A 25,141-nucleotide genomic window follows, 5' to 3' on the forward strand; every position below is an offset into this window, starting at 1 on the left:
CAGGAGGTTGGGCCATGCCCTGGGACTTTTCTACCGAGCCCGAGTTCGAGGAGAAGCTCGAATGGATCCGCGGGTTCGTTCACGACGAGGTGGAACCGCTCGAGGTGCTGTTTCCCGGGTGTGAATTTCTGCCGCTGAACGACGAGCGGCGCCGCATCGTCGACCCGCTCAAACAGCAGGTGCGCGACAAGGGTTTGTGGGCACCGCATCTGGGGCCGGAACTGGGAGGGCAGGGCTTCGGCGCGGTCAAGCTGACGCTGATCAACGAGATCCTCGGCCGCAGCCCCTGGGCGCCGATCGTGTTCGGGACGCAGGCGCCCGACACCGGCAACGCCGAGATCATCGCCCGCTTCGGCACCCAGGAGCAAAAGGACCGTTACCTGGCGGGCCTGCTGTCCGGTGAGATCTTCTCGTGTTTCTCGATGACCGAGCCGCAGGGCGGCGCCGATCCGCGGGTCTTCACCACCCGGGCGGTGCGCGACGGCGACGACTGGGTGATCACCGGGCGAAAGTACTTCTCCTCCAACGCCTCCGTCGCCTCCTTTTTCATCGTCGTCGCGATCACCGACCCCGACGTACCGGTGCATACCGGCGCGTCGACGTTCCTGATCCCCGCCGGCACCGAGGGACTGGTGTTGGAGGCCAACCACCATCTGGTCGGGGCCGACCCGCACGAGCCGGGCCATTCCCTGGTGCACTACAACGACGTGCGAGTGCCGTCCGACGCGTTGCTCGGAGAGCCCGGACAGGGCTTCCTGATATTGCAGACCCGGCTGGCCGGCGGGCGGCTGCACCACGCGATGCGCTCCATCGGGATGGCGCAACGCGCCGTCGAGATCATGTCGCGCCGGGCGAAAAGCCGCTTCACCCAAGGCAGCCTGCTGGCCGACAAACAACTGGTCCAGGAATTCGTCGCCGACTCCTACACCGAGTTGATACCGTTCCGGCTGACCGTGCTGCACGCGGCGTGGTTGATCGACCAGGGTGACGAGCGCGCCGCCCGGGCGGAGATCGCCGCATGCAAGATCCTGGCCTCGCAGGTGCTCAAATCGATTGCCCTGCGCGCGATCCAGGTGCACGGGGCGCTGGGGCTCACCGATCAACTGCCCTTGGTCAACGTCCTGCTCGGCGGCATCGCGCTGGGCCTGGCCGACGGGCCCACCGAGGCGCACAAGGTGAACCTGGCCCGAATGCTGCTCAAGGGTTACGAGGCCGAGGAAGGCGACTGGCCCAGCGAGATGCTGGATGTGCGGCGCGCTGCGGCGCGCGCCAAATACGGTGAGCTCGTTGACCTCTGACCGCGTGACCGCGGCGGTCGAGCGGGCGCTCGACGACCGCCAGCGCGGGGCCACCGAGGAGGTGGAACGCATCCTGGCCGCCGCGGTGCGCGTCATGGAACGCGTCGCGCCCGAACCGCCCCGCGTCAGCGACATCGTCGCCGAGGCGGGCTCGTCGAACAAGGCGTTCTACCGTTATTTCGCCGGCAAGGACGACCTGATTTTGGCGGTGATGGAACGCGGGGTGGCGATCGTGGTGTCCTATCTCGAGCACCAGATGGCCAAGGAATCGCATCCGCGCGACAAGGTCATGCGGTGGATCGAGGGCACGCTGGCGCAGGTGGCCGACCCGCACCTGATCAGCATGACCCGTGCGGCGGCCGGCCAGATGTCGGCCGGCACCAGTTGGCGCGCGGCCGATCAGGAAATGATGCGGCCGCTTCGCGAGCTGCTCGTCGAACCCATTGCGGCGCTGGGCAGTACCGACATCGAGCGGGATGTCGAGGCGGTGTTCAGCTGCACCGCGGCAACGATGCGTCGCTACGTGGGTTCGGTCGAGCAGCCCGGCGCCGACGACATCGCCCACGTGGTGCGGTTCTGTTTACGGGGATTGGGGGTCAGTTGATGCGCGCGGTGATCTGTCGTTCCTATGGCACGCCCGAGGACCTGGTGATCGACGACGTGCCCGATCCCGTTGCGGCTCCCGGCCAACTGCTGGTGCGGGTGCGCGCCGCGGCGGTCAACTTTCCCGACGTGTTGTTCATCGCCGGCAAGTACCAGGTCAAAATCCCGCCCCCGTTCATACCCGGCAACGAGATCGCCGGGGAGGTCATCGCCGTCGGCGAGGGTGCGCCGTTCCGTCCGGGGCAGCGTGTTTCCGGGACCACCTTCGGGGCGTTCGCCGAACAGGCGCTGCTCGACGCGAGCCAGGCCGAGCTCATGCCCGACGACGCCGACTTCGCCTCGGCCGCCGCCTTCGGCGTCACCTACCGCACGGCCTATCACGCGCTGCGCTCGACGGCCGCTGTCACGCAGGGTGATTGGGTGGTCGTGCTCGGGGCCGCCGGCGGCGTGGGGCTGGCCGCGGTGGACCTGGGGGTCGCGATGGGGGCTCGGGTGCTGGCGGCGGCGTCGAGCCCGGAGAAGCTCGAGCTGTGCCGGCGCCGCGGGGCCGAGGTGACCGTGGACTATGACCGCGAGGACCTGAAGACCCGCATCCGTGAGCTCACCGGGGACAGCGCCCGCGTCGTGCTGGACCCGGTGGGCGGACCGTATTCGGAGCCGGCGCTGCGCGGTCTCGCGCGTGGCGGCACCTTCGTCACGCTGGGCTACGCCGCGGGCTCCATCCCGGCGATTCCGCTCAATCTCATTCTGCTGAAAGACATCTGCGTGCGTGGCATGGAGATCCGGACCTTCATGACCGACAGGCCCGACGACGCCGTGCGCGACCTGGCGGAGTTGGCGCAGATGTTCGCCGCCGGCACGGTGCGGCCGTACATCGGCGCGCGATTCCCGCTCTCGGAGACCGCGGCGGCGTTACGGCATGTGGCCGACCGCAAGGTGCTCGGCAAGGTGGTGATCGACGTCGCGTGACGCGGTGTCATGGCGTGACGATGTTGAAATTCGGATCCGGGTCGTCGAGCACACTCAGCAGGGCCTGCAGCGCGCCCTGATTCCCGGATAGCTCCAGGCCCGGTGAGCTGAAATCCCCCGTCGCCACGGCGAGCAGCCGAATCTTGTTGGCCAGCTTGACCGTAACGGTGGCGGTGGCGGGATCGGGCGCCGCCTTGCGCCGAACCAGCACCCCGTTGCGCAGGGTGAGTCGATAGTTGACCGCGGTGTCGGCGAAGGCGATGTCGATGGCGATGTCCAGATCCCAGCTGCGCGGTCCGTTGACGCGGATCGCCAGGCTGTCGAAGATCTGCTCCGGCGTCAGTTGGGACAGCAGGGTGGGCGATGTGACCTGACCCGCGGTGCCGAAGGTTCCGTCGCGCAATTCCGTTGCCCCGCTCAGGAAGAAGTTGCGCCAGGTCGCGTTCTCGGCCCCGTAGGCCAGCTGCTCGAGGGTGTCGGCGTAGAGATCCCGCGCACCGGCGTGCTCGACGTCGGTGAAGACCGCGTGGTCCAGCAGCGTCGCGGCCCAACGGAAGTCGCCGGCCGCGAACGCATCCCGCGCGAGGTCGACCACTCGGTCGATTCCGCCCATCGCCTCGACATACCGCGGCGCCAGCGCTTCGGGCGGATGAGGCCACAACCGGCCGGGGTTGCCGTCGAACCAGCCCATGTAGCGCTGGTAGATCGCCTTCACGTTGTGGCTCACCGATCCGTAATACCCGTGTGTGTGCCAGGCCCGCTCGAGAGTCGGTGGCATCTGGAACATTTCGGCGATCTCGACGCCGGTGTGGCCCTGGTTCAGCAAGCGCAGTGTCTGGTCGTGCAAATACGCGTACATGTCGCGCTGCAGTGACAGGAATTCGACGATGCTGTCCCGTCCCCAGGTCGGCCAATGATGCGAAGCGAAGACCACGTCGGCACGCTCGGCGAAGGTGTCGATCGCTTCGGTGAGGTAACCGGACCACGCGTGCGGATCGCGCACCAGCGCGCCCCGCAGGGTCAGCAGGTTGTGCAGGTTGTGCGTCGCATTCTCGGCCATGCACAACGCGCGGAAACGCGGGAAATAGAAATGCATTTCGGCGGGCGCCTCGGTTCCGGGCGCCATCTGGAACTCGATCTCCACGCCGTCGATGGTGTGCTTCTCACCGGTCTCGCGGATGTCGACGGTCGGCACGATGAGGGACACCTCGCCCGTGGACGTGGCCTGCCCGAGCCCGCAACCCACGTGGCCCTGCGGTCCGCGCTCCAGCGTCACGCCGTACATGTACGTCGCGCGTCGCAGCATCGCCGGACCGGCATAGACGTTTTCGGACACCGCGTGCTCGACGAAGCCGTCCGGCGCCAACACCGTCACCGCACCGGAATCCACCTCCGCCTGCGAGGTGACGCCCAGTACGCCGCCGAAATGGTCGACGTGGCTGTGGGTGTAGATCACCGCCACCACGGGACGGTCACCGCCTCGCTGGCTGCGGTACAACGCGAGCGCGGCCGCAGCCACCTCGGTGGACACCAGGGGGTCGATGACGATGATGCCGCCGTCGGACTCCACGAAGGTGATGTTGGAGATGTCCAGTCCGCGAACCTGATAGATGCCGGGCACCACTTCGTAGAGGCCTTGCTTGGCGGCCAGCGTCGACTGCCGCCAGAGGCTGGGATTAACCGATGTCGGGGCGGCATCACTCAAAAACGAGTAGGCGTCGTTGTCCCACACCACCCGCCCGTCGGCCGCTGTGATTACGCACGGAGACAGGGCGGCGATGAATCCGCGGTCGGCGTCGGCGAAGTCCGTTTGGTCATGCAATGGCAGATCGTGGTCGCGATGGGCCGACTCGATGACTGCGCTGGGAGGCTTGTGGTCCACGGTCGTACCTTGCCATCAAAGCGGCCTCGATCAAGGTGATTCGGGCGGCTTTTCGCCCTCCAATTAATGAACACAGCAACAATTTCTGCGGGTTCTGGATCCCGACTCAGTTAACCCGCATACTGCCCAGACGGCCCTCAATGCCGAGGACCGCAACTATCGGGCAAAGGAGAACAGGTGAAGCGTCAACTGACGGTCGCGCTTGCTGGAGCGGCCATTCTTGCCGCGGGTATTTCGGGCTGTTCGAGTAGCAAATCAAATGGCGTTTCGACCTCGGTGCCGGGAGGCTCCGTGTCGGCCGGCGGTAACAACTCGTCGAAGGTCATCATCGACGGCAAGGACCAGAACGTCCAAGGCACCACTGTCTGCACCAAGGCTGGCGGCAACATCTCAATCGCGGTCGGTGGGAACCAGACCGGGATCAGTGTCGTGCTCGCCGACGCCAATCCGCTCGCGGTGAAGGCGGTCCAGCTCGGCAATGTCAACGGCGTGACGCTTCAGTACGCGCAAGGTAGCCAGGGCAACGCCTCGGCGACCAAGGACGGCAACACCTACAAGGTCACCGGCACCGCCAGCGGCGTCGACATGGCTAACCCGATGCAACAGGTGAACAAGCCGTTCGAAATCGACGCGACTTGCTCCTGAGCTAAGAATCGTGGGCGGGCGGTTGCCATCCATTGGGTGGCAACCGCACCGTGAACTCGGTCCGGCCCGGCGCGCTGTCCACCTCGATCGTCCCGTTGTGCGCCTTGACAACCGCGGAGACGATCGCCAAACCCAGCCCGGTGCTACCGCCCTTGCGCGAGCGCGAAGAGTCGCCGCGGGCGAACCGCTCGAAGACCTCGGATTGCAGCGCCGCCGGGATGCCGGGCCCGTTGTCGATGACCTGCAGCACGGTGTGCGACGGCTCGGTGCTCAACCGGGTGGTGACAACGGTGCCCGCCCCGGTGTGGACGCGGGCGTTGGCAAGCAGATTGGTCAGCACTTGGTGTAGCCGCGCCGCATCCCCGGTGACGACCACCGGTTCTTCGGGCAGGTCGAGTTCCCACTGATGATCGGGTCCGGCGACGTGTGCGTCGTTGACCGCGTCCACGGCCAACCGCGACAGATCCACCGGTTCGCGTTCCAACGGCCGGCCCGAATCCAGCCGGGCCAGCAGCAGCAGGTCCTCGACGAGGCGCGTCATCCGCTCGGTCTCGGACGCCACCCGGCTCATCGCCTGCGCCACCGCCTCGCGATCGTCACCCATCCGCTGCGTCAGTTCGGTGTAGCCGCGGATCGCCGCAAGCGGCGTGCGCAGTTCGTGACTGGCATCGGCGACGAACTGGCGGACCCGCGTCTCGCTGGCCTGCCGCGCCGACAGGGCGGCGGCGATGTGGTCGAGCATCTGGTTGAGGGCGGCGCCGAGTTGCCCCACCTCGGTGGAGGGATTGGCGTCGGACTCACGCACGCGCACCGGCAGTTCGACCTCACCGCGCGCCAGCGGCAAGCCGGCTACCTTGCTCGCGGTCTGCGCGACGCGGCGTAACGGCGCCAGCGCCCGCCGGATGATGATCACGCCGGCCGTGGTGGCGGCGACCAGCGCGATGACCGTCACGATGGCGAAGATGACCAGCATCCGCATCAGGGTGGTGTCGATGTTGGCCATCGACAGGCCGGTGACGATGACGTCGCCGCCGTTTCGGCTCGGGGCGGCGACGACCCGGTAGCGGCCCAGCCCGTCCAGGTTCAGCGTCACCGGCTTGCGACGGTCGGCGATCGCGGACAGCTGCTGCTGGGCGGTGGGGCTCAGCTCGGCCCGGTCGCCGCTGCTCGTGGTGTAACCGGCGTCCACCGTGTTGCCGTGGCTGACCACCGCCGCCACCATGCCCGCCGGCTGGCCCGGGGCATCGAGGAACCGCGGACCGGGGCCCGGCCGTGGATAGACGTGCTGATGCCGCCAGCCCGAATGCGGCGGCTCGGGATACATCAGCGCCGAGCGATAGGAGGTGCCGGCCAGCTGTCCGTCGAGCTGTGCCACCAGGTGGTGGAGCAACGCCAGCTCGGTCGCCGCGGTGATGCCCACGCAGACGATGGCCAGCACGACGATCTGTCCGACCAGCAGCCGCAGCCGCAGCGACCAGACCCGCCGCGTGTCAGCGGGCCGGCTTGAGGACATAACCCGCGCCGCGCAGCGTGTGGATCATCGGTTCTCGGCCGTTGTCGATCTTCTTGCGCAGGTAGGAAATGTAGAGCTCGACGATGTTGGATCGGCCGCCGAAGTCGTAACTCCATACCCGGTCCAGGATTTGGGCCTTGCTCAGCACCCGCTTGGAGTTGCGCATCATGAAGCGCAGGAGCTCAAACTCGGTGGAGGTCAACGAAATTGGTTCGCCGGCGCGGGTGACCTCGTGACTGTCCTCGTCGAGCACCAGGTCCCCGACCACCAGCTGTGCGCCGCTGTCCACCGTGGTGACCCCGGTGCGGCGCAACAGCGCCCGCAGCCGCAGCACGACCTCTTCGATGCTGAACGGTTTGGTGACGTAGTCGTCGCCACCGGCGGTCAGGCCGGCGATGCGGTCTTCGACCGCGTCCTTGGCGGTGAGCAGCAGCACCGGCAGCTGCGGGTTCTCCTCGCGCAGTTTGTGCAAGACGTCGAGCCCGCTCATGTCGGGCAGCATCACGTCGAGAACCACCACGTCGGGCCGCTGCGAGCGGGCCGAAGCGATGGCCGACGCGCCATCACCGGCGGTGGAGATGTTCCAGCCCTCGTACCGCAGTGCCATTGACACCATGTCGGCCAGGACGGATTCGTCGTCGACGACCAAAACGTTGATGGGGTTGCCGTCCGCACGGCACATGACAACCCGCTCTACCGAGGCTCGGGGCTGCGTCACAAGTTCCAGTATCCGCCGACGGCTGAGCCGCGGCTATGCCAAACCTATGCGTAGCCTGTGAAACAAATCGCGCGACTGCTGAGCAGTCGCGCGATTCGTTCTTCAGTCAAGCCGTTAATACCAATAGCGCCGGCCGGCGACCGGGCGGCCGACCGAGCCCAGGATCCACAGGATCGCTCCGATGACCAGCAGCACGATGCCCAGCGTGGTCAGGATCGGTACGTGGAAAAAGTATCCGAGAATAAGCAGGACAATCCCTAAGATAACCATGTCAACTTCCTTTTGAGTGAGCGGTTAGAGGTTGATCGATTGCATTGAACTTGGTTGCGGCAGATGGCAATCCGTGACTTTCGGATTGACACCGAAGTAATTCAAGGGTCCGGCGATCACGGTCACCGCAACCGTGCCCGCCGAGGCGCATGATGTGTTGTCGTTTTTGAAGTAGTCGCGCTGCCACGCCGCGAAGACTCCGATCAGCAACCACACCAACGCAACCGTTCCGATGATCCCGCTGCCACGCATCGCGACCTCCAATGTGGACGAGAAGAAGTTTCTCGTGGACGTGAAGTTACCCATTCGACTTATGTCTAAACATGCAATGGGTTATGCGGCAGTGCTTGTCGGCACAACTCGCCGCGTCAGAGGTGATCAGCGAGCCAGGTCGCGGCCCGCTTCTTCGACGCACGGGACAGCCAGGCGTCCTGGATCAGCTCAGCTAATTCGGTTCTGCTGATTTCGCCCAACCGACTGGCCCGCACCAGGACCGAGGGGTGCCCGTCGAAGTGGTTCGTGGTGAAAAACGGCGATTCGGGATCGGAAACCAGCGCCAACTTGTCGCTCTCCGATTCCACCCAGAGCATGATCACGTCGGCATAGCGTTCGCCGGTGTCCGGATCGGTCGCGTCGGGCCGGGGCGTGCGGAAAAAGACGAACGACTTCCCGCCCACCTGGTAAATGGCGTTGCCCTTGGGCCCCGCCAGGCGCTGAACGTGCGGCATCGCGGCGGCGATCTCGTGCACGTCGCTGAGCCGGGCGCGTCGGGCAGCCATGACCGCGAGCGTACCGATGGCCGACGCCGGTGGTGAGAGACGTTGCCCCTAAGGAGATTTGATTTACCCCGCCGTTCGCTGCGCGGACACGTAGAGGGTGGGCGGCATGGAGTCCTCCGAACCCTGCGGCACGCTGCGGTCATACCGCGCCATCAACTCCGCGAACGACGCCGTCGTGACATCCCAGCCGCGCTCGCGCAGCCAGGCGTCGACCGGCGTGCGCTCCTCGGCGTACCACAGGTCGTCGAAGTCCGTGATCTCGGCGTTGACCAGCTCGGCGGCCGCCGCCCGCATCCGTCGCATGTCGTCGCGCTGCCGCTGGACCCGCCCGGGGTCGGTGAAGCCCGAGTCGGGCACGTTGGAGGCGAGCCAACTGCCCGCGACGCTCAGCGAGTCGATCCGCTCGAACAGCAGGTCCTGGGCCTGCGCCGGCAGGTAGCGAACCAGGCCCTCGACCGACCAGACGGCCGGCGCCGACGCATCAAATCCGGCCTCCTGCAGCGCTTTCGGCCAATCCTGGCGCAAATCTATCGGAACATTGACCAGCCGCGCCTTCGGTTCCGCGCCGTGCTCGCGCAGTGTCTCGGACTTGAATTCCAGCACCTTGGGCTGGTCGAGCTCGTAGACGACCGTGCCGTCGGGCCACGGCAGCCGCCAACTGCGGGCGTCCAGGCCGGCCGCCAGGATCACCACCTGCCGAACGCCGGCGTCGGCGGCGCCGAGGAAGAACTCGTCGAAGAACGCCGTCCGGGTGGCCATGAAGTCGACCATCAGTTGCAGCCGGTCGCGCAGATCCGGCTCGATGTCACCGGCCTTGGCCAGCAGCGCGGGGTTGGCGTAGATGCTCCACATCCCCTCCCCCGCGGCGTCGACGAACACCCGCGCGAACGGATCGCTGATCAGCGGGTTCTCGCTCTCGGTCTCGGCCGCGCGAGCCGCGGCGACACCCAGCGCGGTGGCGCCCACGCTTTGAGTGATCTCCCAGGAATCATCGTCGGTCCGCGGCATGGCCAGTTCCTTCCCCAGAAAGTAAGTTATGCACACTATTCTTCCAGCCCCCGCCGCCCGGGGCCGCCCGTCGCCGCTGTCCTAGTCTTTTTCCCAGACGGTCCACAGGTTGCAAGGGAGTGCCATGACGCCCATCCCGCCGCGCACGCCGCAGGAGGTGTTCGCCCACCACGGCGCCGCACTGGCCGCGGGCGACCTCGACGAGATCGTCGCGGACTACGCCGCGGATGCCGTGGTGATCAGCCCCGCCGGCATCGCCCGCGGCACGCAGGCCATCCGCCAGGTGTTCGAGGAGTTGCTCGCCGACCTGCCGAATGCGCAGTGGGACTTGAGAACTCGCCTTTTCCACGAGGACGTGCTGTTCCTGGTGTGGACCGCCGATTCGGACGTCAACCGGGTCGACGACGGCGTGGACACCTTCGTGTTCCGTGACGGCATGATCCGAGCGCAAACCGTCCGATACACGCCGCACCCGAAGGGCTGACGAGTGGAACCCGTGAACCTGGAAGCCGTAGCGCAGTGGATGTCCGGGCAGGGGCTCGGTGAGGGGCCCCTGCAGGACGTTTCCAACGTCACCGGCGGCACCCAGAACGTGATGCTGCGATTCACCAGGGCCGGCCGGCAATACGTGCTGCGGCGCGGGCCACGGCACTTGCGCCCGCGCAGCAACAGCGTGATCCTGCGGGAGACGAAAGTCCTTGCCGCACTTGCCGGTTCCGATGTCCCGCATCCGCACCTGATCGCCGCCTGCGAGGACCCGAGCGTGCTGGGCGACGCCGTCTTCTACCTGATGGACCCGGTCGACGGCTTCAACGCGGGCGAGGGCCTGCCGCCGCTGCACGCCGGCGACGCCAAGGTGCGCCACGGGATGGGCCTGTCGATGGCCGACGCGCTGGCCAAGCTGGGCGCCGTCGACCACGTCGCGGTGGGGCTGGCCGACTTCGGCAAGCCGGAGGGTTTCCTGGAACGCCAGGTGCCACGCTGGCTTTCGGAGCTGGAGTCCTACAACGAGTACGAGGGCTACCCCGGGCCCGACATCCCCGGCATCGAGGAGGTGTCCACCTGGCTGGAACGGCATCGGCCGGCCAATTGGACCCCGGGCATCATGCACGGCGACTATCACGCCGCCAACGTGATGTTCTCCCGGACCGGGCCAGAGGTGGTCGCGATCGTCGACTGGGAGATGTCCACGATCGGGGATCCGCTGCTGGACCTGGGCTGGCTGCTGGCCACCTGGCGCCAGCCCGACGGTTCCAGCGTGTTCAGTCACGCCCTGGGCGGCCAGGACGGGCTCGCCAGCACCGATGAGCTCTTCGAGCGCTACGCCGCCAACACCACCCGCGACCTGTCCGACATCACCTGGTACACCGTGCTTGCCTGCTTCAAGCTGGGGATCGTGATCGAGGGGACGCTGGCCCGGGCGTGCGCCGGGAAGGCGGAGAAGGAGGTCGGCGACCAGTTGCACGCGGCCACGGTGCATCTGTTCGAGCGGGCGCTGGGCCTCATCTCCAGCGCGGCCTGACCCACTAACATCTCCTCTCGTGCCGCCTTATCCCGAGGAACCGGATTTCTACTCCGAGCCCACCGCGGCCGCGCGGTACGGCGGATATTACGAGCCCGAGGCCCCACCGCCCGAGCCGCCGACGCCCTGGTATCGCCGTCCGGCGGCGCTGGTCGCGGCCGGCGCGCTCGGGGTGATCCTGCTGGCCGCGCTGGTGTTCGCGGTGGTCAAGCTCACCAGCGGCTCACCGGCGCCCAGCCCCGCGACCACCACGACGGCCGTCCCGTCCACCACCGCGCCGGTGACCACCACGACGCACGCGCCGCGGCACCACGGCGGCGGTGGCGGCGCGCCCACCGAGACCGTGACCGAAACGGCCCCGCCGCCCAGCACGGACACTCCCACGACGACGGAGCCACCGAGCACCGTCACCGTTTCGCCGAGCACTGAAACCAGCACGGTCACGCAGACCGTGACCGAACCGCCCAGACGGGGACCGTTCGGCGGACCCTTCCAGCCCCGCCCCTAGCGCGGCGACATGCACGCGAGCGCCGGCCTGGTCCGGCCGGCAGCTGCGCCGGATGCGGCCGCGTGCCTTGCCATTTACCGGCCGTACGTCGAGCACACGGTCATCAGTTGGGAGATCGACGTCCCGACCGAAACCGAGATGTCCGCGCGCATCGCCGCCGCCCAGGCCGGCCACGAATGGCTTGTGCTGGAACGCGATCGCCGGGTGATCGGCTTCGCCTACGGGCACGCGTTCAATCGCCTTGCCACCTACCGGTGGTCGACCGAGACCGGGATCTATCTAGAAGCCGGCCATCGCCGCACCGGCGGGGGCCGCGCGCTCTACACCGAGCTGTTGCGCAGGCTCGCCGAGCGGGGCTACCGGCAGGCGTTCGCCGGCATCACCCAGCCCAACGAGGCCAGCACCGGCTTCCACCGCGCGTTCGGGTTCACCGACGCGGGGCTGTACCGCCGCGTCGAATGGAAGCACGGCGGCTGGCACGACGTCGCGTGGATGCAGCTGGACCTGAGGCCCGGCGCCGCACCGGATGAGCCACCCGGCCCGATCGTCTCGCCGGGCCGCGCGCGCGAGTCGGGGGCCTAGCCGCCGGCGCCGCCACCGCCCAGGAAGCCACCCGCGCCGCCGCCACCGACGAAACCACCGGCACCGCCGCCACCCAGGAAACCGCCGCCGGCGCCACCACCGATTTGCTCAATGCTGATTGTCATGGGCGGAAGGTATCGACGGGAAACCGCGCCGACAAGAAACTGGGTCTGAACGATTCGAATCATTTCGGGTTGCCCAACCCTGAGCTAGTGAGCGCGCCCGAAGGGATTCGAACCCCTAACCTTCTGATCCGTAGTCAGATGCTCTATCCGTTGAGCTACGGGCGCCTGTTCTTCAGTTGTCGTTCCGTGTTGCCGCTAAAGGATCTAGCGGAGGCGAGAGGATTTGAACCTCCGGTCCCCTTTGAGGGGGACAACTCATTAGCAGTGAGCCCCATTCGGCCGCTCTGGCACGCCTCCCTTGGACTTTCTGAGGGTACCGACCCCTTTCCGGTCTCGCGGAACCGGCCATACTGTACACAGCTGACACGTAAACTGTCGAAGTGACTGCCCGCCTGCGCAACGAACTGGCCGGACTGCCAGTGTATGTGCCCGGCAAGAACGTGCCGGGCTCGATCAAACTGGCCAGCAACGAGACCGTGCACGGGCCGCTGCCCAGCGTGCACGCCGCCATCGAACGCGCGGTAGCCGTCGTCAACCGCTACCCCGACAACGCCAGCGTCGACCTCAAGGCCGCGCTGGCCATGCACCTGGGTTCCGACGTCGCGCCCGAGCACATCGCGGTCGGCAGCGGTTCGGTCACGCTGTGCCAGCAGCTGGTTCAGATCACCTCGGCCGCCGGCGACGAGGTGATGATCGGCTGGCGCAGCTTCGAGTGCTACCTGCCCATCATTCAGGTGTCCGGCGCGGCCACCGTCAAGGTGCCGCTGACCGACCACACGCACGACCTCGACGCGATGCTCGCCGCGATCACCGACCGCACCCGGCTGATCTTCGTGTGCAACCCGAACAACCCGACATCCACCGTCGTCGATCCGGACGCACTGACGCGCTTCGTCGAGGCCGTGCCGCCGCACGTCCTGATCGCGATCGACGAGGCCTACGCCGAATACATCCGCGACGGCCTGCTGCCCAACAGCCTGGAGCTGGCCCTGACCCACAGCAATGTCGTTGTGCTGCGGACCTTTTCGAAGGCCTACGGGTTGGCGGGCCTGCGGGTCGGCTACGCGGTAGCCCATCCGGACCTGATCACCGCGCTGGACAAGGTCGTCATGCCGTTCGCGGTCACCAACGTCGCGCAGGCGGCCGCCATCGCGTCGCTCGAGGCCTCCGACGAGCTGATGGCCCGCACTGATGCGCTGGTCCTCGAGCGCGCCCGGGTCAGCGCGGGATTGCGCGAGGCCGGGTTCGAGCTACCCGCGTCGCAGGCCAACTTCGTCTGGCTGCCGCTGGGTGAGCGCACCACCGACTTCACCGAGCAGGCCGCGGAGGCACGCCTGGTGGTGCGGCCGTTTGCTGACGAGGGCGTGCGTGTCACCATTGGTGCGCCGGAGGAAAATGACGCCCTGCTGCATTTTGCCCGCGATTGGATTGCCCGCACCGAATCGTAAGGAGTCGCCCGTGGACCTCGCGCGGAAGAAGTTCACCGAGTTCAAAGAGCGCAGCGGCGACATCGCGGATTCCGAGCTCGACGACTTCTGGGCCGAACTGGCACCCGCGACCATCGAGGGCATGCTCGGCGAATGGAAGGGCGGCGAATTCCAGACCGGCCACAAGATGAACGGCCAGCTGGAAAAGGCCGGCTGGTACGGCAAGACCTTCAAGTCCGCCCGCGACGTGCAGCCGCTGGTCTGCCTGGACGCCGACGGCAATAAGTTCTCCAACGTGGAGATGGGTAAGGGCGAGGCGAGCCTGTGGCTGGAGGACTTCCGCGGAGAGGTCACCGCCACAATGGTTTACGACGGCCAGCCGGTGCACGACCACTTCAAGAAGATCGACGACGACGCCGTGATGGGCATCATGAACGGCAAAGGCGTGCGGGATAACGGCAAGTACTACTACTTCTACCTGGAACGCGAGTAGGTCTGGGCGCTCGAGTGTGCCTTCGTGCCGCCGAGTGTGAATTGACGGCGTTGAGTGTGCATCCAGGGCGGCGACGCGCCGTGCGAACCCGCCGTGGCCTCACACTCAATGCCCAGGCTTCACAGTCGGTGGCTAAGGGCTAGGCAGCCCGAGCTAGCCCGCCGGGTTGCGACCCGTGAACGCGACCAATTGTTCGAGCGCGCCGGCATCTTCGGGGACGTCGACCGGGTCGTCGAATCCGGCCTGACCGCGTAGCTCCGGCCTGATGATCTGGCGCGCCAGGCCCAGCACGTATTCGGACAACGGCTCGGGCGCATTGATGTCGTGCCCCACCGCGGCGGCGTAATCCCAAGCGTGGACCAGGAATTCGATCGACAGGATGCCGCACGCGCTTTTGGCGGGGATCTCGCCCTTGCCGAACGGGACCGAGCCGTCCAGGCCATGGCGGTGCCAGGCGTCCAGCGCGGGCCGGGCCGCGGCGATCACCTGACGTTCCACCGAATCGCCCTCGTCGCGCTCCGGGATCTGGGCGCCGACCATGCCGCCGAGCGCCGAGATCGAGTTCAGCAGATGCCCGGTCAGCGCTGAGACGTCGAATTCCGTGCACGGCGTCCGTCGCGACAGATCGTCGGCGGCGATGGTGTGCACCACGCGCTGCAGCACCCCCAGCGTGTCCTCGGCGCTGTGTAGCTCGTCGGTGGGCGGGGAATGCGGTCCGGGTCGCAAGTCAGGAGCCATATTCGCCACGCTACGGTCTCGATATGGCGCAAGCATACGAATCCGTCACCGTCGAGACGAAAGACCACGTCGCCCAGGTGACGCTGATCGGGCCGGGCAAGGGCAATGCGATGGGACCGGCGTTCTGGTCGGAGCTGCCCGAACTGTTCGCCGCGCTGGACGCCGAACCCGAGGTGCGGGCCATCGTGCTGACCGGCTCGGGCCGCAACTTCAGCTACGGCCTGGACGTGCCGGCGATGGGCGGCTCGTTCACCCCGCTGCTGTCCGGCGACGCGCTGGCCGGACCGCGCGCGGTCTTCCACCGCGAGGTCAAGCGCATGCAGGCCGCGATCACCGCGGTCGCCGACTGCCGCACCCCCACCATCGCCGCGGTGCACGGCTGGTGCATCGGCGGCGGCGTCGACCTGATCTCGGCGGTCGACATCCGCTACGCCAGCGCCGACGCCAAGTTCTCGGTGCGTGAGGTCAAGCTGGCCATCGTCGCCGACGTCGGCAGCCTGGCCCGCCTGCCGATGATCCTGAACGACGGACACCTGCGCGAGCTGGCGCTGACCGGCAAGGACATCGACGCGGCCCGCGCCGAGAAGATCGGTCTGGTCAACGACGTGTACGCCGACGCCGACGCCACCCTGGCCGCCGCACACGCCACCGCCGCGGAGATCGCCGCCAATCCCCCGCTGACCGTGCACGGCATCAAGGACGTGCTCGACCAGCAACGAACCGCGGCCGTCTCGGAGAGCCTGCGGTACGTGGCCGCCTGGAACGCGGCCTTCCTGCCGTCGAAGGACCTGACCGAGGGCATCTCGGCGACCTTCGAAAAGCGGCCGCCGCAGTTCACCGGCGAGTAGTCCCGCGCCACGTACCCTCGCTGAGGTGACGACACCAGACGGCAAGATCCGCCTCCCGGCCGACCTGGACTCCGTGACGACGATCGGCGCCGAGGACCACTCCGAAATCGACAGCGCCGCCGTCGACCGGATCTGGCAGGCCGCCCGGCATTGGTACCAAGCCGGCTTCCACCCCGCCATCCAGCTGTGCATCCGCCGGCACGGCCGCGTCGTGCTGAACCGGGCGATCGGCCACGGTTGGGGCAACGCCCCCAGCGACCCGCCCGACGCGGAGAAGATCGTCGTCACCCCCGACACACCGTTTTGTGTGTATTCGGCGGCCAAGGGCATGGCGGCGACCGTCGTGCACATGCTCGTCGAGCGCGGCGTGTTCTCGCTCGACGACCGGGTGTGCGAATACATCCCGACGTTCACCAGCCACGGCAAGCACCGGATCACCATCCGGCACGTGCTGACGCACAGCGCCGGACTGCCCTTTCCCACCGGGCCCCGACCCGACGTCACCCGCGCCGACGACCACGAGTACGCGCAGCAGAAGCTAAGCGAGTTGCGGCCCCTCTACCGTCCGGGGCTGATGCACATGTACCACGCGCTGACCTGGGGTCCGCTGGTGCGCGAGATCGTCTACGCGGCCACGGGCAAGGAGATCCGCGAGATCCTGGCCACCGAGATCCTCGACCCACTCGGCTTCCGCTGGACCAACTTCGGCGTCGCCAAGCAGGACGTCCCGTTGGTCGCGCCCAGCCACGCCACCGGGCGTACGCTCCCGCCGGTGGTCGCCCAGATTTTCCGCAAGGCGATCGGCGGGACCGTGCACGAGATGATCCCGTACACGAATTCGCCGATGTTCTTGACCACCATCATTCCGTCGTCCAACACGGTGTCGACCGCGCAGGAGATGTCGCGGTTCGCCGAGATATGGCGCCGCGGAGGCGAACTCGACGGTGTGCGGGTGATCAGCCCGGAGACCATGTACGGCGCGGTGACCCAATGCCGAAGGCTACGACCGGATTTCGCGGTCGGGCTGCAGCCGGCCCGCTGGGGTACCGGCTACATCCTCGGCACAAACCGGTGGGGGCCGTTCGGGCGTAACGCGCCGCACGCGTTCGGCAACCTGGGCCTGGTTAACATCGCCATCTGGGCCGACCCCGCGCGCGGCCTGTCGGCCGGCGTGGTGAGCAGCGGCAAACCCGGGCGCGATCCCGAGGCCCGCCGGTACACCGCCCTGCTGGACACGATCACCGCCGAAATCCCATCCGGTTGACGACGACGGCAGTGGGAACACTGCCCTCATGGCTACCTATCGAGTGCTCGACCCGAAGGGCGAGGTCGTCGCGACCAAAGACATCGAAAGCGCCGACGACGCACACGCGTGGTTCGTCGACCAGAAGGCCGACAACAGCGAGCTCGGCTGGCGCATGGAAGTCGAACACGACGGCGAGTGGCATTTCTTCGACGACACCGAGGGCGACCGAAGCTAGGTGTTTGTCCCCCGGCTGGCGGGGCAACCAACAACGCATGGACTCGCAACGCTTCCGCAAGCTGCTGGACGCACCGGGGCCGTTCGCTTCGGTCTACTTCGATGACTCACATGACACCCATGACGCCGAGGCGCAACTCGAGCTCAAGTGGCGGGCGATCAAAGAAGAACTGGAACGCTCACACGCCGCAGCGACGGTCGTCGACCAGATCGAGGACGCGATCAAGAACCTGCGGCCGCCGATCGGCCGCAGCGGGCGGGCGGTGATCGCCAGCGCCGACGGCGTGGTGATCAACGAACATTTGGCCCGACCCGCCGCGACCGATGTCGTCCGGGTATCCGAATTGCCTTATCTGGTACCGATTCTCGAGCAGAGCTTCGATCATCCCGATTATGTGCTGGCGGTCGTCGATCACAGCGGTGCCGACATCACCACCCACATCGGCGGAACGCTGCGCGACGAGACCGTGGACGGTGGTGGTCATCCCGTGCACAAAGCCGCCGGTGCGGAGACCGCGGACTACGGCGATCCCCAGTTGCGCACCGAAGAGGCCGCACGCAAGAACCTGCGCGCCGTCGCCGACCGCGTCGCCGAACTGGCCGACGACAAGGCCATCGAGGTGATCTTTGTGGTGGGCGAGGTGCGCTCGCGATCCGACCTGCTGGCCGAGTTGCCGGAACGGTTACGCGAGCGCACGGTGGCACTCGAGGTGGGAGCCCGGCACAGCGGGCACGACTTCGGTGAGATCGAGCAGGCCATCGAAGCGGAGTTCGTCAAGCGCCAGCTGCGCACCATCGACGATGCCGCGCAGCGCTTCACCGCCGAGATCGGGCGGCAGTCCGGGCTGGCGGCTGAGGGCTTGGGCGCGGTCTGCTCGGCGCTGCGTCAGGGCGCCGTGGAGACGCTGATCATCGGTGACATCGGCGACGCGACCGTCGTCGCCGACGAAGGCCTGACGACGCTCGCTCCCAACGAGAACGTGTTGTCCGAGCAGGGCGCCGCTCCCGCCAAGACGCTGCGGGCCGACGAGGCGCTGCCGTTCTCGGCGATCTCGGTGGGCGCCGCCCTGGTGCGCACCGACGAGCGCATCTCCCCGGCCGACGGGGTGGGCGCGGTGCTGCGCTACGCACCCACGCTGCACCAGAGCGTTGAGTGATCAGGAGCGGTGGCGGAGGGATTTGAACCCCCGGACGGTTTTAGCCGTCTCTCGCTTTCAAGGCGAGTGCATTAGGCCGCTCTGCCACGCCACCGCTGATCAGGGTAGCGGGACTCGGTAGCGTGGCCACCATGCGCGCCATCGTCGCCGAATCTTCCGATCAACTCTCCTGCCAGGACGTGCCCGACGTTTCCGCCGGGCCCGGTGAGGTCTTGGTCAAGGTCGCCGCCGCCGGCGTGAACCGCGCCGACCTGCTGCAGGCGGCCGGCAAGTACCCGCCCCCGCCGGGGGCGAGCGAGATCATCGGCATGGAAGTGTCCGGCGTCATCAGCGAGGTCGGCGCCGACGTGACGGGATGGTCTGTCGGACAAGAGGTTTGCGCGCTGCTCGCCGGGGGTGGTTACGCCGAGTACGTCGCCGTCCCCGCCGGCCAGCTGCTGCCGATTCCCGACGGCGTCGACCTGGTGGACGCGGCCGGGCTGCCCGAGGTGGCCTGCACGGTGTGGTCGAACCTGGTGCTGACGGCACACCTCGGCAAGGGCCAGCTGCTGCTGATGCACGGCGGGGCCAGCGGCATCGGAACGCACGCGATCCAAATCGCCCGGGCGCTGGGTGCGCGGGTGGCCGTCACCGCCGGATCGCAGGAAAAGCTGCAGACCTGCCGCGACCTGGGCGCCGAGATCACCATCAACTACCGCGACGAGGACTTCGTCGCCCGGCTGCAGGAGCACGGCGGCGCCGACGTGATCTTCGACATCATGGGCGCCTCCTATCTGGACCGCAACATCGACGCCCTGGCCACCGACGGGCAGCTCGTCATCATCGGCATGCAGGGCGGCATCAAGGGCGAGCTCAACATCGGCAAGCTGCTCGCCAAGCGGGCGCACGTCATCGGCACCACGCTGCGCGGGCGGCCAGTCAGCGGCCCGAACAGCAAGAGCGAGATCGTCGCGGCCGTGACGGCCAAGGTGTGGCCGATGATCGCCGACGGCCGGGTCCGCCCGATCATCGGCGAGCGGATGCCCATCGAGCAGGCCGGCGCCGCGCACCGGAAGCTGGCCGACGGAGAGGTGCACGGCAAGGTCGTGCTGACCGTCTAGAACCGGGCCGGGCTCAACCCAGCGAGGCCAGCGCGCGGACCAACTGGTCGACTTCGGCCGTCGTCGAGTAGTGCGCCAGGCCGACGGTGACCGCGCCGCCAACGTCGTTGACGCCCAATACGTCCAGCGCGCGGGAACTTTCGTTGGTGACGGCCAGAATTCCGTTGTCCGCCAACCGCTGCACGACGCGTTCGGCGGGCACGCCGTTCAACGCGAAACTGACCACCGGGATGCGCACCTCGGGACGGCCGATCACCATCACCAACGGCAGCGAGCGCAACGACACCATCAGGTAGTCGTAGATCCGGTTCAGGTACGCCGTGGCGGATTGCATCGACACCGCCAGGCGTTCGCGCCGGTTGCCGCGGGCGGATTCGTCGAGCGAGGCCAGGTACTCGATGCTGGCCACCACCCCGGCCAACAGACCGAACTGGTGCGCGCCGATCTCGAGGCGCGCCGGCCCGGTCGCTTTAGGATCCGGCGAGATGGAACTGAACGAGTTGAGCAGCGCCGGATCGCGGAACACCATGGCCCCGATCGGCGGACCGCCCCACGCCGCGGCATTCACCGCCACCACGTCGGCGTCGGTCTCCTTCACGTCAAGCAACCGGTAGGGCGCCGCGGCGGAATGGTCGACCACCACCAGGCCGCCGACATCGTGCACCAGCTTGGTCATCGCGCGCAGGTCGGTGACCGTGCCCAGCGTCGCGGAGGCCGAGGCGACGGCGACCAGCCGGGTCGACTTGCCGATCAGGCCCTCCCACTGCCACGTCGGCAGCTCACCCGTCTCGATGTCGATCTCGGCCCACTTGACCTTGGCGCCGTAGCGGTGCGCCGCGCGCAGCCACGGGGCGATGTTCGCCTCGTCGTCCAGGCGGCTGACGATGACCTCGTAGCCCAGGCCGGCCCGCGACGACGACGCCTCGGCCAGCGCTGAGAGCAGGATCGCCCGATCGGCGCCCAGCACGACGCCGGCGGGTTCCACGTTGAACAGATCGGCCACCGCCGCCCGCGCCGCCTCGAGAACGGCGGCACTGCGCTGCGCCGACGGGTGGGCGCCCACGGTGGTGGGACCGGACCGGCGGAAGGCGGTCGACACGGTCGTCGCGACGGAATCGGGAACCAGCATCCCGCTCGGGGCGTCGAAGTGTACCCACCCGTCACCCAGCGACGGATGTAGTCCGCGCACCCGGGCGACGTCGTATGCCATGTGGGCCACCTTAAAGCTTCCGCTTTTTGCGAAACTGTGACGGTAGCGGGTGCCACAGACGTTCCGGCCAGTCGGTGGCCTCCCGAGCCAGGGCACCCGGCCAGCCATACTAGTCGAGTGGGGCTCTGGTTCGGAACGCTCATTGCATTGTTCTTGCTGATAGCGCCCGGGGCGATCATCGCACGTATCAGTCAGTTGTCGTGGCCCGTCGCTGTCGCGGTCGGCCCGGCACTGACCTACGGCATGGTCGCCCTTGCCATTATTCCGTTTGGTGCCATCGGGATTCCGTGGAACGGGTGGACGGCGCTGGCGGCGCTGGTGGTGGTGTGCCTGCTGATGACCGGTTTAGCGCTGCTGCTCGCCCGCTACCGCGACCGCGACGCCGAGGCCCGCGCGATCAGCCGGTGGCCGGCCATCACGGTGGGGGCCGGGGTGGCGCTGGGGTCCATGCTCGTCATGTGGGCCGCCTACCGCGGGCTGGCCGCCCATTGGCAGACCATCCCGAGCACCTGGGACGCCGTCTGGCACGCCAACGAGGTGCGGTTCATCCTGGACACCGGCCAGGCGTCGTCGACGCACATGGGCGAGCTGCGCAACGTCGAGACCCACAAGACGCTGTACTACCCGTCGGTGTTCCACGCGCTGATCGCGGTGTTCTGCCAGCTGACCGGGGCGGCGCCCACGACCGGCTACACGCTGAGCTCGGTTGCCGCATCGGTGTGGCTGTTTCCCACCAGCGCGGCGATGCTGACCTGGCATCTGCTGCGGGCGCGCACCACCGAGTGGCGCTGCGCCGGGGCGGCGGCCACCGCGGCCGCGCTGTCGGCGTCGTTCACCGCGATCCCCTACGTCGAATTCGGCGTCGCCGCGATGCCCAACCTGGCCGCCTACGGGGTCGCGGTGCCCGCGTTCGTCCTGATCACCTCCACGCTGCGACACCGCGACCGCATCCCGGCGGCCGTGCTGGCCTGGGTGGGGGTCATGTCCGTGCACATCACCGGCGGCGTGATCGTGTTGTTGTTCCTGGTGGCCTGGTGGGTGATCGACGTGTTGTGGCATCCGGTGCGCGGCAGGCTGGCCGATTTCATCGCGCTGGCCTGCGTCGCGGTGCTGACCGGACTGATCCTGCTGCCGCAGTTCATCAGCGTCCAGGGACAGGAAGACATCATCGCCGGGCACTCGTTTCTGACCCACCTCAGCAAAAAGCGGGGATTGTTCGACGCGGTCTTCCAGCACTCCCGGCACCTCAACGACTTCCCGTACCAGTACGGGCTCATGGCGCTCGCGATCCTCGGCGGACTGGTCTTCGCCTACAAGAGGATCTGGTGGCCACTGGCGGTCTGGCTGCTGCTCGTGGTGGTCGACGTCGACGCCGGGACGCCGCTCGGCGGTCCGGTCGGTGCGGTGGCCGGGATGTTCGGCGAGTTCTTCTACAAAGATCCGCGCCGGATCTCGGCGGCCATCACCCTGCTGCTCGAGCCGATGGCCGGCGTCGCGCTGTTCACGATCGTCGTCGGCGTCGTGGGCGTCGCGAAACGAGTGGCCGCCAGGGTCAGACCGTCCCTGGCCAGCGATCGGCGCCTGGGGCCGGTCCCGGTGTGGATCGCCGCCACCGCGACGCTACTGGTGGTGGCCGCCGTGCTCACCGGGCGTCACTACCTCTATCGGCACATAGTGTTGTTCGGCGACAAGTACGACTCGGTGATGATCGACCAGCGCGATCTGATGGCGATGGCCTATCTGGCCAAGCTGCCCGGCGCGCACGAGACGTTGATCGGCAACGCCAACACCGACGGCACGGCCTGGATGTACGCCGTCGCCGATCTGCATCCGCTGTGGACGCACTACGACTACCCGCAACAGATGGGCCCGGGTCCCAACCGGTACATTTTCTGGACCTCGGCCCGCAAAGGCGATTCAGATCCGCGGGTCCTCGAGGCGATTAAAGCGCTCAATATTCGGTACATCTACACGAGCTCGCCGACTGTCCGGGGGTTCGCCGTACCCGAAGGACTAGTGTCACTGGATAAGTCGAAGTCGTGGGCGCTGATCTACGACAATGGCGGTGCCCGAATTTATGAATGGCGCGGAAACGGCGCGACGCCCCACTCATAGTCCACAAAGGATGGTGAAGAGTTGAGTACCCGCAACGATGACGACGGCGTCGAGATCATCGGCGGCGTCGACCCGCGGATGATGGCACTGGCCGAGGACGACGGCGCCGACGAGCGTTCCCTGACCGATCTGGTCGAGCAGCCCGCCAAGGTGATGCGGATCGGGACCATGATCAAGCAACTGCTCGAGGAGGTGCGCGCCGCACCGCTCGACGAGGCCAGCCGTAACCGGCTGCGCGAGATCCACGCGACCAGCATCCGGGAACTGGAGGAGGGCCTGGCGCCGGAGCTGCGCGAGGAGCTGGACCGCCTGACCCTGCCCTTCAACGAGGACGCGGCGCCGTCCGACGCCGAATTGCGGATCGCGCAGGCACAGTTGGTCGGCTGGCTGGAAGGACTGTTCCACGGCATCCAGACCGCGCTGTTCGCCCAGCAGATGGCCGCCCGCGCGCAGCTGGAAAAGATGCGCCAGGGCGCGCTGCCGCCGGGCATGGGTAAGCCGGGCGGCGCGCCCGGGCACGGTCAGTACCTGTAAGCGAACTCGAGTAGTTGACGGTGTCGGGTCCTCACATCGAGACGCACAACGCATGGGTGGAATTTCCCATCTTCGATGCGAAGTCGCGTTCGTTGAAGAAGGCCTTCCTCGGCAAGGCCGGCGGCACGATCGGCCGCAACAGCTCCAACGTCGTTGTGGTCGAAGCGTTGCGCGACATCACCATGTCCCTCGAGCTGGGCGACCGGGTGGGGCTGGTGGGCCACAACGGCGCGGGCAAATCGACTCTGCTGCGCCTACTTTCGGGCATCTACGAACCCACCCGCGGATGGGCGACGGTCACCGGCCGGGTCGCGCCGGTCTTCGATCTCGGGGTCGGCATGGACCCCGAGATCTCCGGCTACGAGAACATCATCATTCGCGGCCTGTTCCTGGGCCAGACGCGAAAGCAGATGCTGTCCAAGGTCGATGAGATCGCCGAGTTCACCGAACTGGGCGACTACCTGTCGATGCCGCTGCGCACCTATTCCACCGGCATGCGGGTTCGGCTGGCGATGGGCGTGGTCACCAGCATCGACCCCGAGATCCTGCTGCTCGACGAGGGCATCGGCGCGGTGGACGCCGACTTCTTGAAGAAGGCGCAGTCGCGGTTGCAGAGTCTGGTGGAGCGTTCCGGAATCCTGGTGTTCGCCAGCCATTCCAACGAATTCCTGGCCCGGTTGTGCAAGACGGCGATGTGGATCGATCACGGCGTCATCCGCATGTCGGGCGGCATCGAGGACGTGGTGCGCGCGTACGAAGGCGAAGACGCGGCCCGGCACGTCCGCGAGGTGCTGGAAGAGACGCAGCAAGCGAGTCGGGTCGAGACACCCCTGGCCCAAAGAGCATCCGGGGATGAGTGAGACCGTCTTCGCCGTCGTCGTCACCCATCGGCGCCCCGACGAGCTGGCCAAGTCGCTCGATGTCCTGAGCACGCAGACCCGGCTGCCCGATCACCTGATCGTGGTGGACAACGATTTTTCCGGCGACGACCGGGTGCGCGACCTGGTGGCCGGCCAGCCTATCCCCACCACCTACCTGGCTTCGCGCCGAAACCTGGGCGGCGCAGGGGGTTTCGCGCTCGGCATGCTGCACGCGCTGGCCCAGGGCGCCGATTGGGTGTGGCTGGCCGACGACGACGGGCGCCCGCAGGATTCGGGCGTGCTGGCCACCCTGCTGGCGTGTGCCGAGAAGTACGGCCTGGCCGAGGTGTCGCCGATGGTGTGCATCCGGCCGCCCAGGATCGGCCGGAACTCATCGGATCCGCAGGGATGCAGGTAGACGGTGTCCAGGCAGGTCCCGAACGGCAGGCCGGATCGCACCAGCCGGCGGTGCAGTTCCACCTCGTCGCCGCGGATGAACAGCCGCAGATCCGGGACACCGACGGCGTCCAGGGTGGCGGCCCGAAACAACGCGCCGTTGAACAGCGACGCGATCCCGGGCAGCAGGTCCTGGCCCGCCTCGGTGCGTAATTCGCTTGTGCGCCTGCGCCATACCAGGCCGCGACGCAACGGGAACGCCAGCCGCTCCGGGTCGGCCATGTTGCACACCATCGGCGACACCTCGGCCAGGCCGTACTTCTCGGCACACGCCAGCAGGGTGGCCAGCACGCCCGAATCC

Annotated in this window: 28 protein-coding genes, 3 tRNA genes and 2 pseudogenes; 19 read left to right on the forward strand and 14 right to left on the reverse strand. The window is 67.5% G+C overall.

Features of this window, described 5'->3' with window-relative positions; all coding sequences use genetic code 11:
* Positions 1-14: 14 nt before the first annotated feature.
* The 3 genes from A5646_RS21420 to A5646_RS21430 are packed head-to-tail and all read left to right on the forward strand — an operon-like array spanning position 15 to position 2,870.
* Entirely contained in the window at positions 15-1,298 is a 1,284-nt protein-coding gene (locus tag A5646_RS21420) for an acyl-CoA dehydrogenase family protein (protein ID WP_066882447.1), read from the forward strand.
* Positions 1,279-1,902: a TetR/AcrR family transcriptional regulator gene (locus A5646_RS21425; protein WP_066882445.1), complete on the forward strand. Its 624-nt coding sequence runs from the start codon at positions 1,279-1,281 to the stop codon at positions 1,900-1,902. The genes A5646_RS21420 and A5646_RS21425 overlap by 20 nt, the downstream gene beginning before the upstream one ends.
* Positions 1,902-2,870, forward strand: a complete 969-nt coding sequence (locus A5646_RS21430) for an NADPH:quinone oxidoreductase family protein (RefSeq protein WP_066882443.1) — start codon at positions 1,902-1,904, stop codon at positions 2,868-2,870. Before A5646_RS21425 ends, A5646_RS21430 begins: the two co-directional genes overlap by 1 nt.
* Positions 2,871-2,877: 7 nt before the next feature.
* Here the strand turns inward: A5646_RS21430 and A5646_RS21435 are convergent, their stop codons facing one another.
* Positions 2,878-4,752: an alkyl/aryl-sulfatase gene (locus tag A5646_RS21435; RefSeq protein WP_066882441.1), complete on the reverse strand. Its 1,875-nt coding sequence runs from the start codon at positions 4,750-4,752 to the stop codon at positions 2,878-2,880.
* Positions 4,753-4,929: 177 nt separating this feature from the next.
* Between A5646_RS21435 and A5646_RS21440 the strand changes: the two genes are divergently transcribed.
* A complete protein-coding gene (locus A5646_RS21440) occupies positions 4,930-5,397 on the forward strand; it encodes a lipoprotein LpqH (RefSeq protein ID WP_066882439.1) in 468 nt (155 codons plus the stop codon).
* Between the two features lies 1 nt (position 5,398).
* Here A5646_RS21440 and A5646_RS21445 read toward each other — a convergent pair whose 3' ends face one another.
* The 6 genes from A5646_RS21445 to A5646_RS21465 all read right to left on the reverse strand — a co-directional run bounded on the left by A5646_RS21445 (position 5,399) and on the right by A5646_RS21465 (position 9,685).
* Entirely contained in the window at positions 5,399-6,910 is a 1,512-nt protein-coding gene (locus A5646_RS21445; protein ID WP_066872985.1) for a cell wall metabolism sensor histidine kinase WalK, read from the reverse strand.
* Positions 6,888-7,592 carry a response regulator transcription factor gene (locus A5646_RS21450; protein WP_064880192.1) on the reverse strand — a complete coding sequence of 235 codons (705 nt, stop codon included), beginning with the start codon at positions 7,590-7,592 and terminating at the stop codon, positions 6,888-6,890. The genes A5646_RS21445 and A5646_RS21450 overlap by 23 nt, the downstream gene beginning before the upstream one ends.
* Positions 7,593-7,742: 150 nt before the next feature.
* A complete protein-coding gene (locus tag A5646_RS29170) occupies positions 7,743-7,898 on the reverse strand; it encodes a DUF6131 family protein (RefSeq protein ID WP_007771976.1) in 156 nt (51 codons plus the stop codon).
* Positions 7,899-7,922: 24 nt separating this feature from the next.
* Positions 7,923-8,162 carry a hypothetical protein gene (locus A5646_RS21455; protein ID WP_066873162.1) on the reverse strand — a complete coding sequence of 80 codons (240 nt, stop codon included), beginning with the start codon at positions 8,160-8,162 and terminating at the stop codon, positions 7,923-7,925.
* Between the two features lie 104 nt (positions 8,163-8,266).
* On the reverse strand, positions 8,267-8,677 hold the full coding sequence (locus A5646_RS21460) for an MmcQ/YjbR family DNA-binding protein (RefSeq protein ID WP_066872990.1): 411 nt from the start codon (positions 8,675-8,677) through the stop codon (positions 8,267-8,269).
* A 63-nt stretch (positions 8,678-8,740) separates the two neighbouring features.
* Complete coding sequence (locus A5646_RS21465) at positions 8,741-9,685, reverse strand: class I SAM-dependent methyltransferase (RefSeq protein WP_066882435.1); 945 nt, start codon at positions 9,683-9,685, stop codon at positions 8,741-8,743.
* Positions 9,686-9,809: 124 nt separating this feature from the next.
* On the opposite strand from A5646_RS21465, the gene A5646_RS21470 reads away from it, so the two are divergent.
* The 4 genes from A5646_RS21470 to A5646_RS21485 are packed head-to-tail and all read left to right on the forward strand — an operon-like array spanning position 9,810 to position 12,297.
* Entirely contained in the window at positions 9,810-10,169 is a 360-nt protein-coding gene (locus tag A5646_RS21470) for a nuclear transport factor 2 family protein (RefSeq protein ID WP_066882433.1), read from the forward strand.
* Positions 10,170-10,208: 39 nt separating this feature from the next.
* Entirely contained in the window at positions 10,209-11,207 is a 999-nt protein-coding gene (locus A5646_RS21475; protein ID WP_369806979.1) for a phosphotransferase family protein, read from the forward strand.
* Positions 11,208-11,226: 19 nt separating this feature from the next.
* Entirely contained in the window at positions 11,227-11,715 is a 489-nt protein-coding gene (locus A5646_RS21480; RefSeq protein WP_066882429.1) for a hypothetical protein, read from the forward strand.
* Positions 11,716-11,724: 9 nt separating this feature from the next.
* Positions 11,725-12,297: a GNAT family N-acetyltransferase gene (locus A5646_RS21485; protein WP_066882427.1), complete on the forward strand. Its 573-nt coding sequence runs from the start codon at positions 11,725-11,727 to the stop codon at positions 12,295-12,297.
* Here A5646_RS21485 and A5646_RS30255 read toward each other — a convergent pair.
* The 3 genes from A5646_RS30255 to A5646_RS21495 form a co-directional block, all read right to left on the reverse strand.
* Positions 12,294-12,422, reverse strand: a complete 129-nt coding sequence (locus A5646_RS30255) for a hypothetical protein (RefSeq protein ID WP_255361718.1) — start codon at positions 12,420-12,422, stop codon at positions 12,294-12,296. The two genes, A5646_RS21485 and A5646_RS30255, sit on opposite strands and share 4 nt — an antisense overlap.
* A 92-nt stretch (positions 12,423-12,514) precedes the next feature.
* A tRNA-Arg gene (locus tag A5646_RS21490) sits at positions 12,515-12,587 on the reverse strand.
* A gap of 43 nt (positions 12,588-12,630) precedes the next feature.
* Positions 12,631-12,719: transfer RNA gene (locus A5646_RS21495), tRNA-Ser, on the reverse strand.
* 83 nt (positions 12,720-12,802) lie between these two features.
* Between A5646_RS21495 and hisC the strand changes: the two genes are divergently transcribed.
* The gene (hisC, locus tag A5646_RS21500) at positions 12,803-13,870 is read left to right on the forward strand and encodes a histidinol-phosphate transaminase (protein WP_066873008.1); all 1,068 of its coding nucleotides are present in this window, start codon (positions 12,803-12,805) and stop codon (positions 13,868-13,870) included.
* 10 nt (positions 13,871-13,880) lie between these two features.
* Positions 13,881-14,342 carry a DUF4334 domain-containing protein gene (locus tag A5646_RS21505; RefSeq protein WP_066873011.1) on the forward strand — a complete coding sequence of 154 codons (462 nt, stop codon included), beginning with the start codon at positions 13,881-13,883 and terminating at the stop codon, positions 14,340-14,342.
* 153 nt (positions 14,343-14,495) lie between these two features.
* On the opposite strand, the gene A5646_RS21510 is transcribed toward A5646_RS21505, so the two are convergent.
* Positions 14,496-15,080 (reverse strand): TIGR03086 family metal-binding protein, encoded by a 585-nt coding sequence (locus A5646_RS21510; protein ID WP_197499631.1) that lies wholly within the window; start codon positions 15,078-15,080, stop codon positions 14,496-14,498.
* A 23-nt stretch (positions 15,081-15,103) separates the two neighbouring features.
* Between A5646_RS21510 and A5646_RS21515 the strand changes: the two genes are divergently transcribed.
* From A5646_RS21515 to A5646_RS21530, 4 genes are read left to right on the forward strand one after another with little or no spacing between them, the layout of a single operon-like run.
* Positions 15,104-15,928, forward strand: coding sequence for a crotonase/enoyl-CoA hydratase family protein (locus A5646_RS21515; protein WP_066873017.1), 825 nt, complete (start codon positions 15,104-15,106; stop codon positions 15,926-15,928).
* 25 nt (positions 15,929-15,953) lie between these two features.
* On the forward strand, positions 15,954-17,192 hold the full coding sequence (lipE, locus tag A5646_RS21520) for a lipase LipE (protein WP_067024055.1): 1,239 nt from the start codon (positions 15,954-15,956) through the stop codon (positions 17,190-17,192).
* Between the two features lie 28 nt (positions 17,193-17,220).
* On the forward strand, positions 17,221-17,409 hold the full coding sequence (locus A5646_RS21525; RefSeq protein ID WP_066873023.1) for a hypothetical protein: 189 nt from the start codon (positions 17,221-17,223) through the stop codon (positions 17,407-17,409).
* A gap of 37 nt (positions 17,410-17,446) precedes the next feature.
* Positions 17,447-18,565 carry a hypothetical protein gene (locus A5646_RS21530; protein WP_066882423.1) on the forward strand — a complete coding sequence of 373 codons (1,119 nt, stop codon included), beginning with the start codon at positions 17,447-17,449 and terminating at the stop codon, positions 18,563-18,565.
* A gap of 7 nt (positions 18,566-18,572) precedes the next feature.
* On the opposite strand, the gene A5646_RS21535 is transcribed toward A5646_RS21530, so the two are convergent.
* A tRNA-Ser gene (locus A5646_RS21535) sits at positions 18,573-18,659 on the reverse strand.
* Positions 18,660-18,696: 37 nt separating this feature from the next.
* On the opposite strand from A5646_RS21535, the gene A5646_RS21540 reads away from it, so the two are divergent.
* On the forward strand, positions 18,697-19,665 hold the full coding sequence (locus A5646_RS21540; protein ID WP_067024058.1) for an NAD(P)H-quinone oxidoreductase: 969 nt from the start codon (positions 18,697-18,699) through the stop codon (positions 19,663-19,665).
* 13 nt (positions 19,666-19,678) lie between these two features.
* Here A5646_RS21540 and A5646_RS21545 read toward each other — a convergent pair whose 3' ends face one another.
* Positions 19,679-20,875, reverse strand: a complete 1,197-nt coding sequence (locus A5646_RS21545) for a cysteine desulfurase-like protein (protein WP_066882421.1) — start codon at positions 20,873-20,875, stop codon at positions 19,679-19,681.
* A gap of 117 nt (positions 20,876-20,992) precedes the next feature.
* Here A5646_RS21545 and A5646_RS21550 point away from each other — a divergent pair, with 117 nt between their 5' ends.
* The 4 genes and pseudogenes from A5646_RS21550 to A5646_RS21565 form a co-directional block, all read left to right on the forward strand.
* Positions 20,993-22,990 (forward strand): DUF6541 family protein, encoded by a 1,998-nt coding sequence (locus A5646_RS21550; protein WP_066882419.1) that lies wholly within the window; start codon positions 20,993-20,995, stop codon positions 22,988-22,990.
* A 78-nt stretch (positions 22,991-23,068) separates the two neighbouring features.
* Positions 23,069-23,524 carry a bacterial proteasome activator family protein gene (locus tag A5646_RS21555; RefSeq protein WP_231998015.1) on the forward strand — a complete coding sequence of 152 codons (456 nt, stop codon included), beginning with the start codon at positions 23,069-23,071 and terminating at the stop codon, positions 23,522-23,524.
* A 20-nt stretch (positions 23,525-23,544) separates the two neighbouring features.
* A complete protein-coding gene (locus A5646_RS21560) occupies positions 23,545-24,384 on the forward strand; it encodes an ABC transporter ATP-binding protein (RefSeq protein WP_066873034.1) in 840 nt (279 codons plus the stop codon).
* Positions 24,377-24,748, forward strand: a pseudogene (locus A5646_RS21565) (glycosyltransferase); the annotation flags it as partial. The gene A5646_RS21560 and the pseudogene A5646_RS21565, both read left to right, overlap by 8 nt.
* Here A5646_RS21565 and A5646_RS28440 read toward each other — a convergent pair.
* Positions 24,745-25,141 (reverse strand): annotated as a pseudogene (locus tag A5646_RS28440) (glycosyltransferase family 2 protein); the annotation flags it as partial. The pseudogenes A5646_RS21565 and A5646_RS28440 overlap by 4 nt on opposite strands.

The sequence above is a fragment of the Mycobacterium sp. 1245499.0 genome (genome assembly GCF_001673615.1).
GTDB lineage: Bacteria > Actinomycetota > Actinomycetes > Mycobacteriales > Mycobacteriaceae > Mycobacterium > Mycobacterium europaeum_A.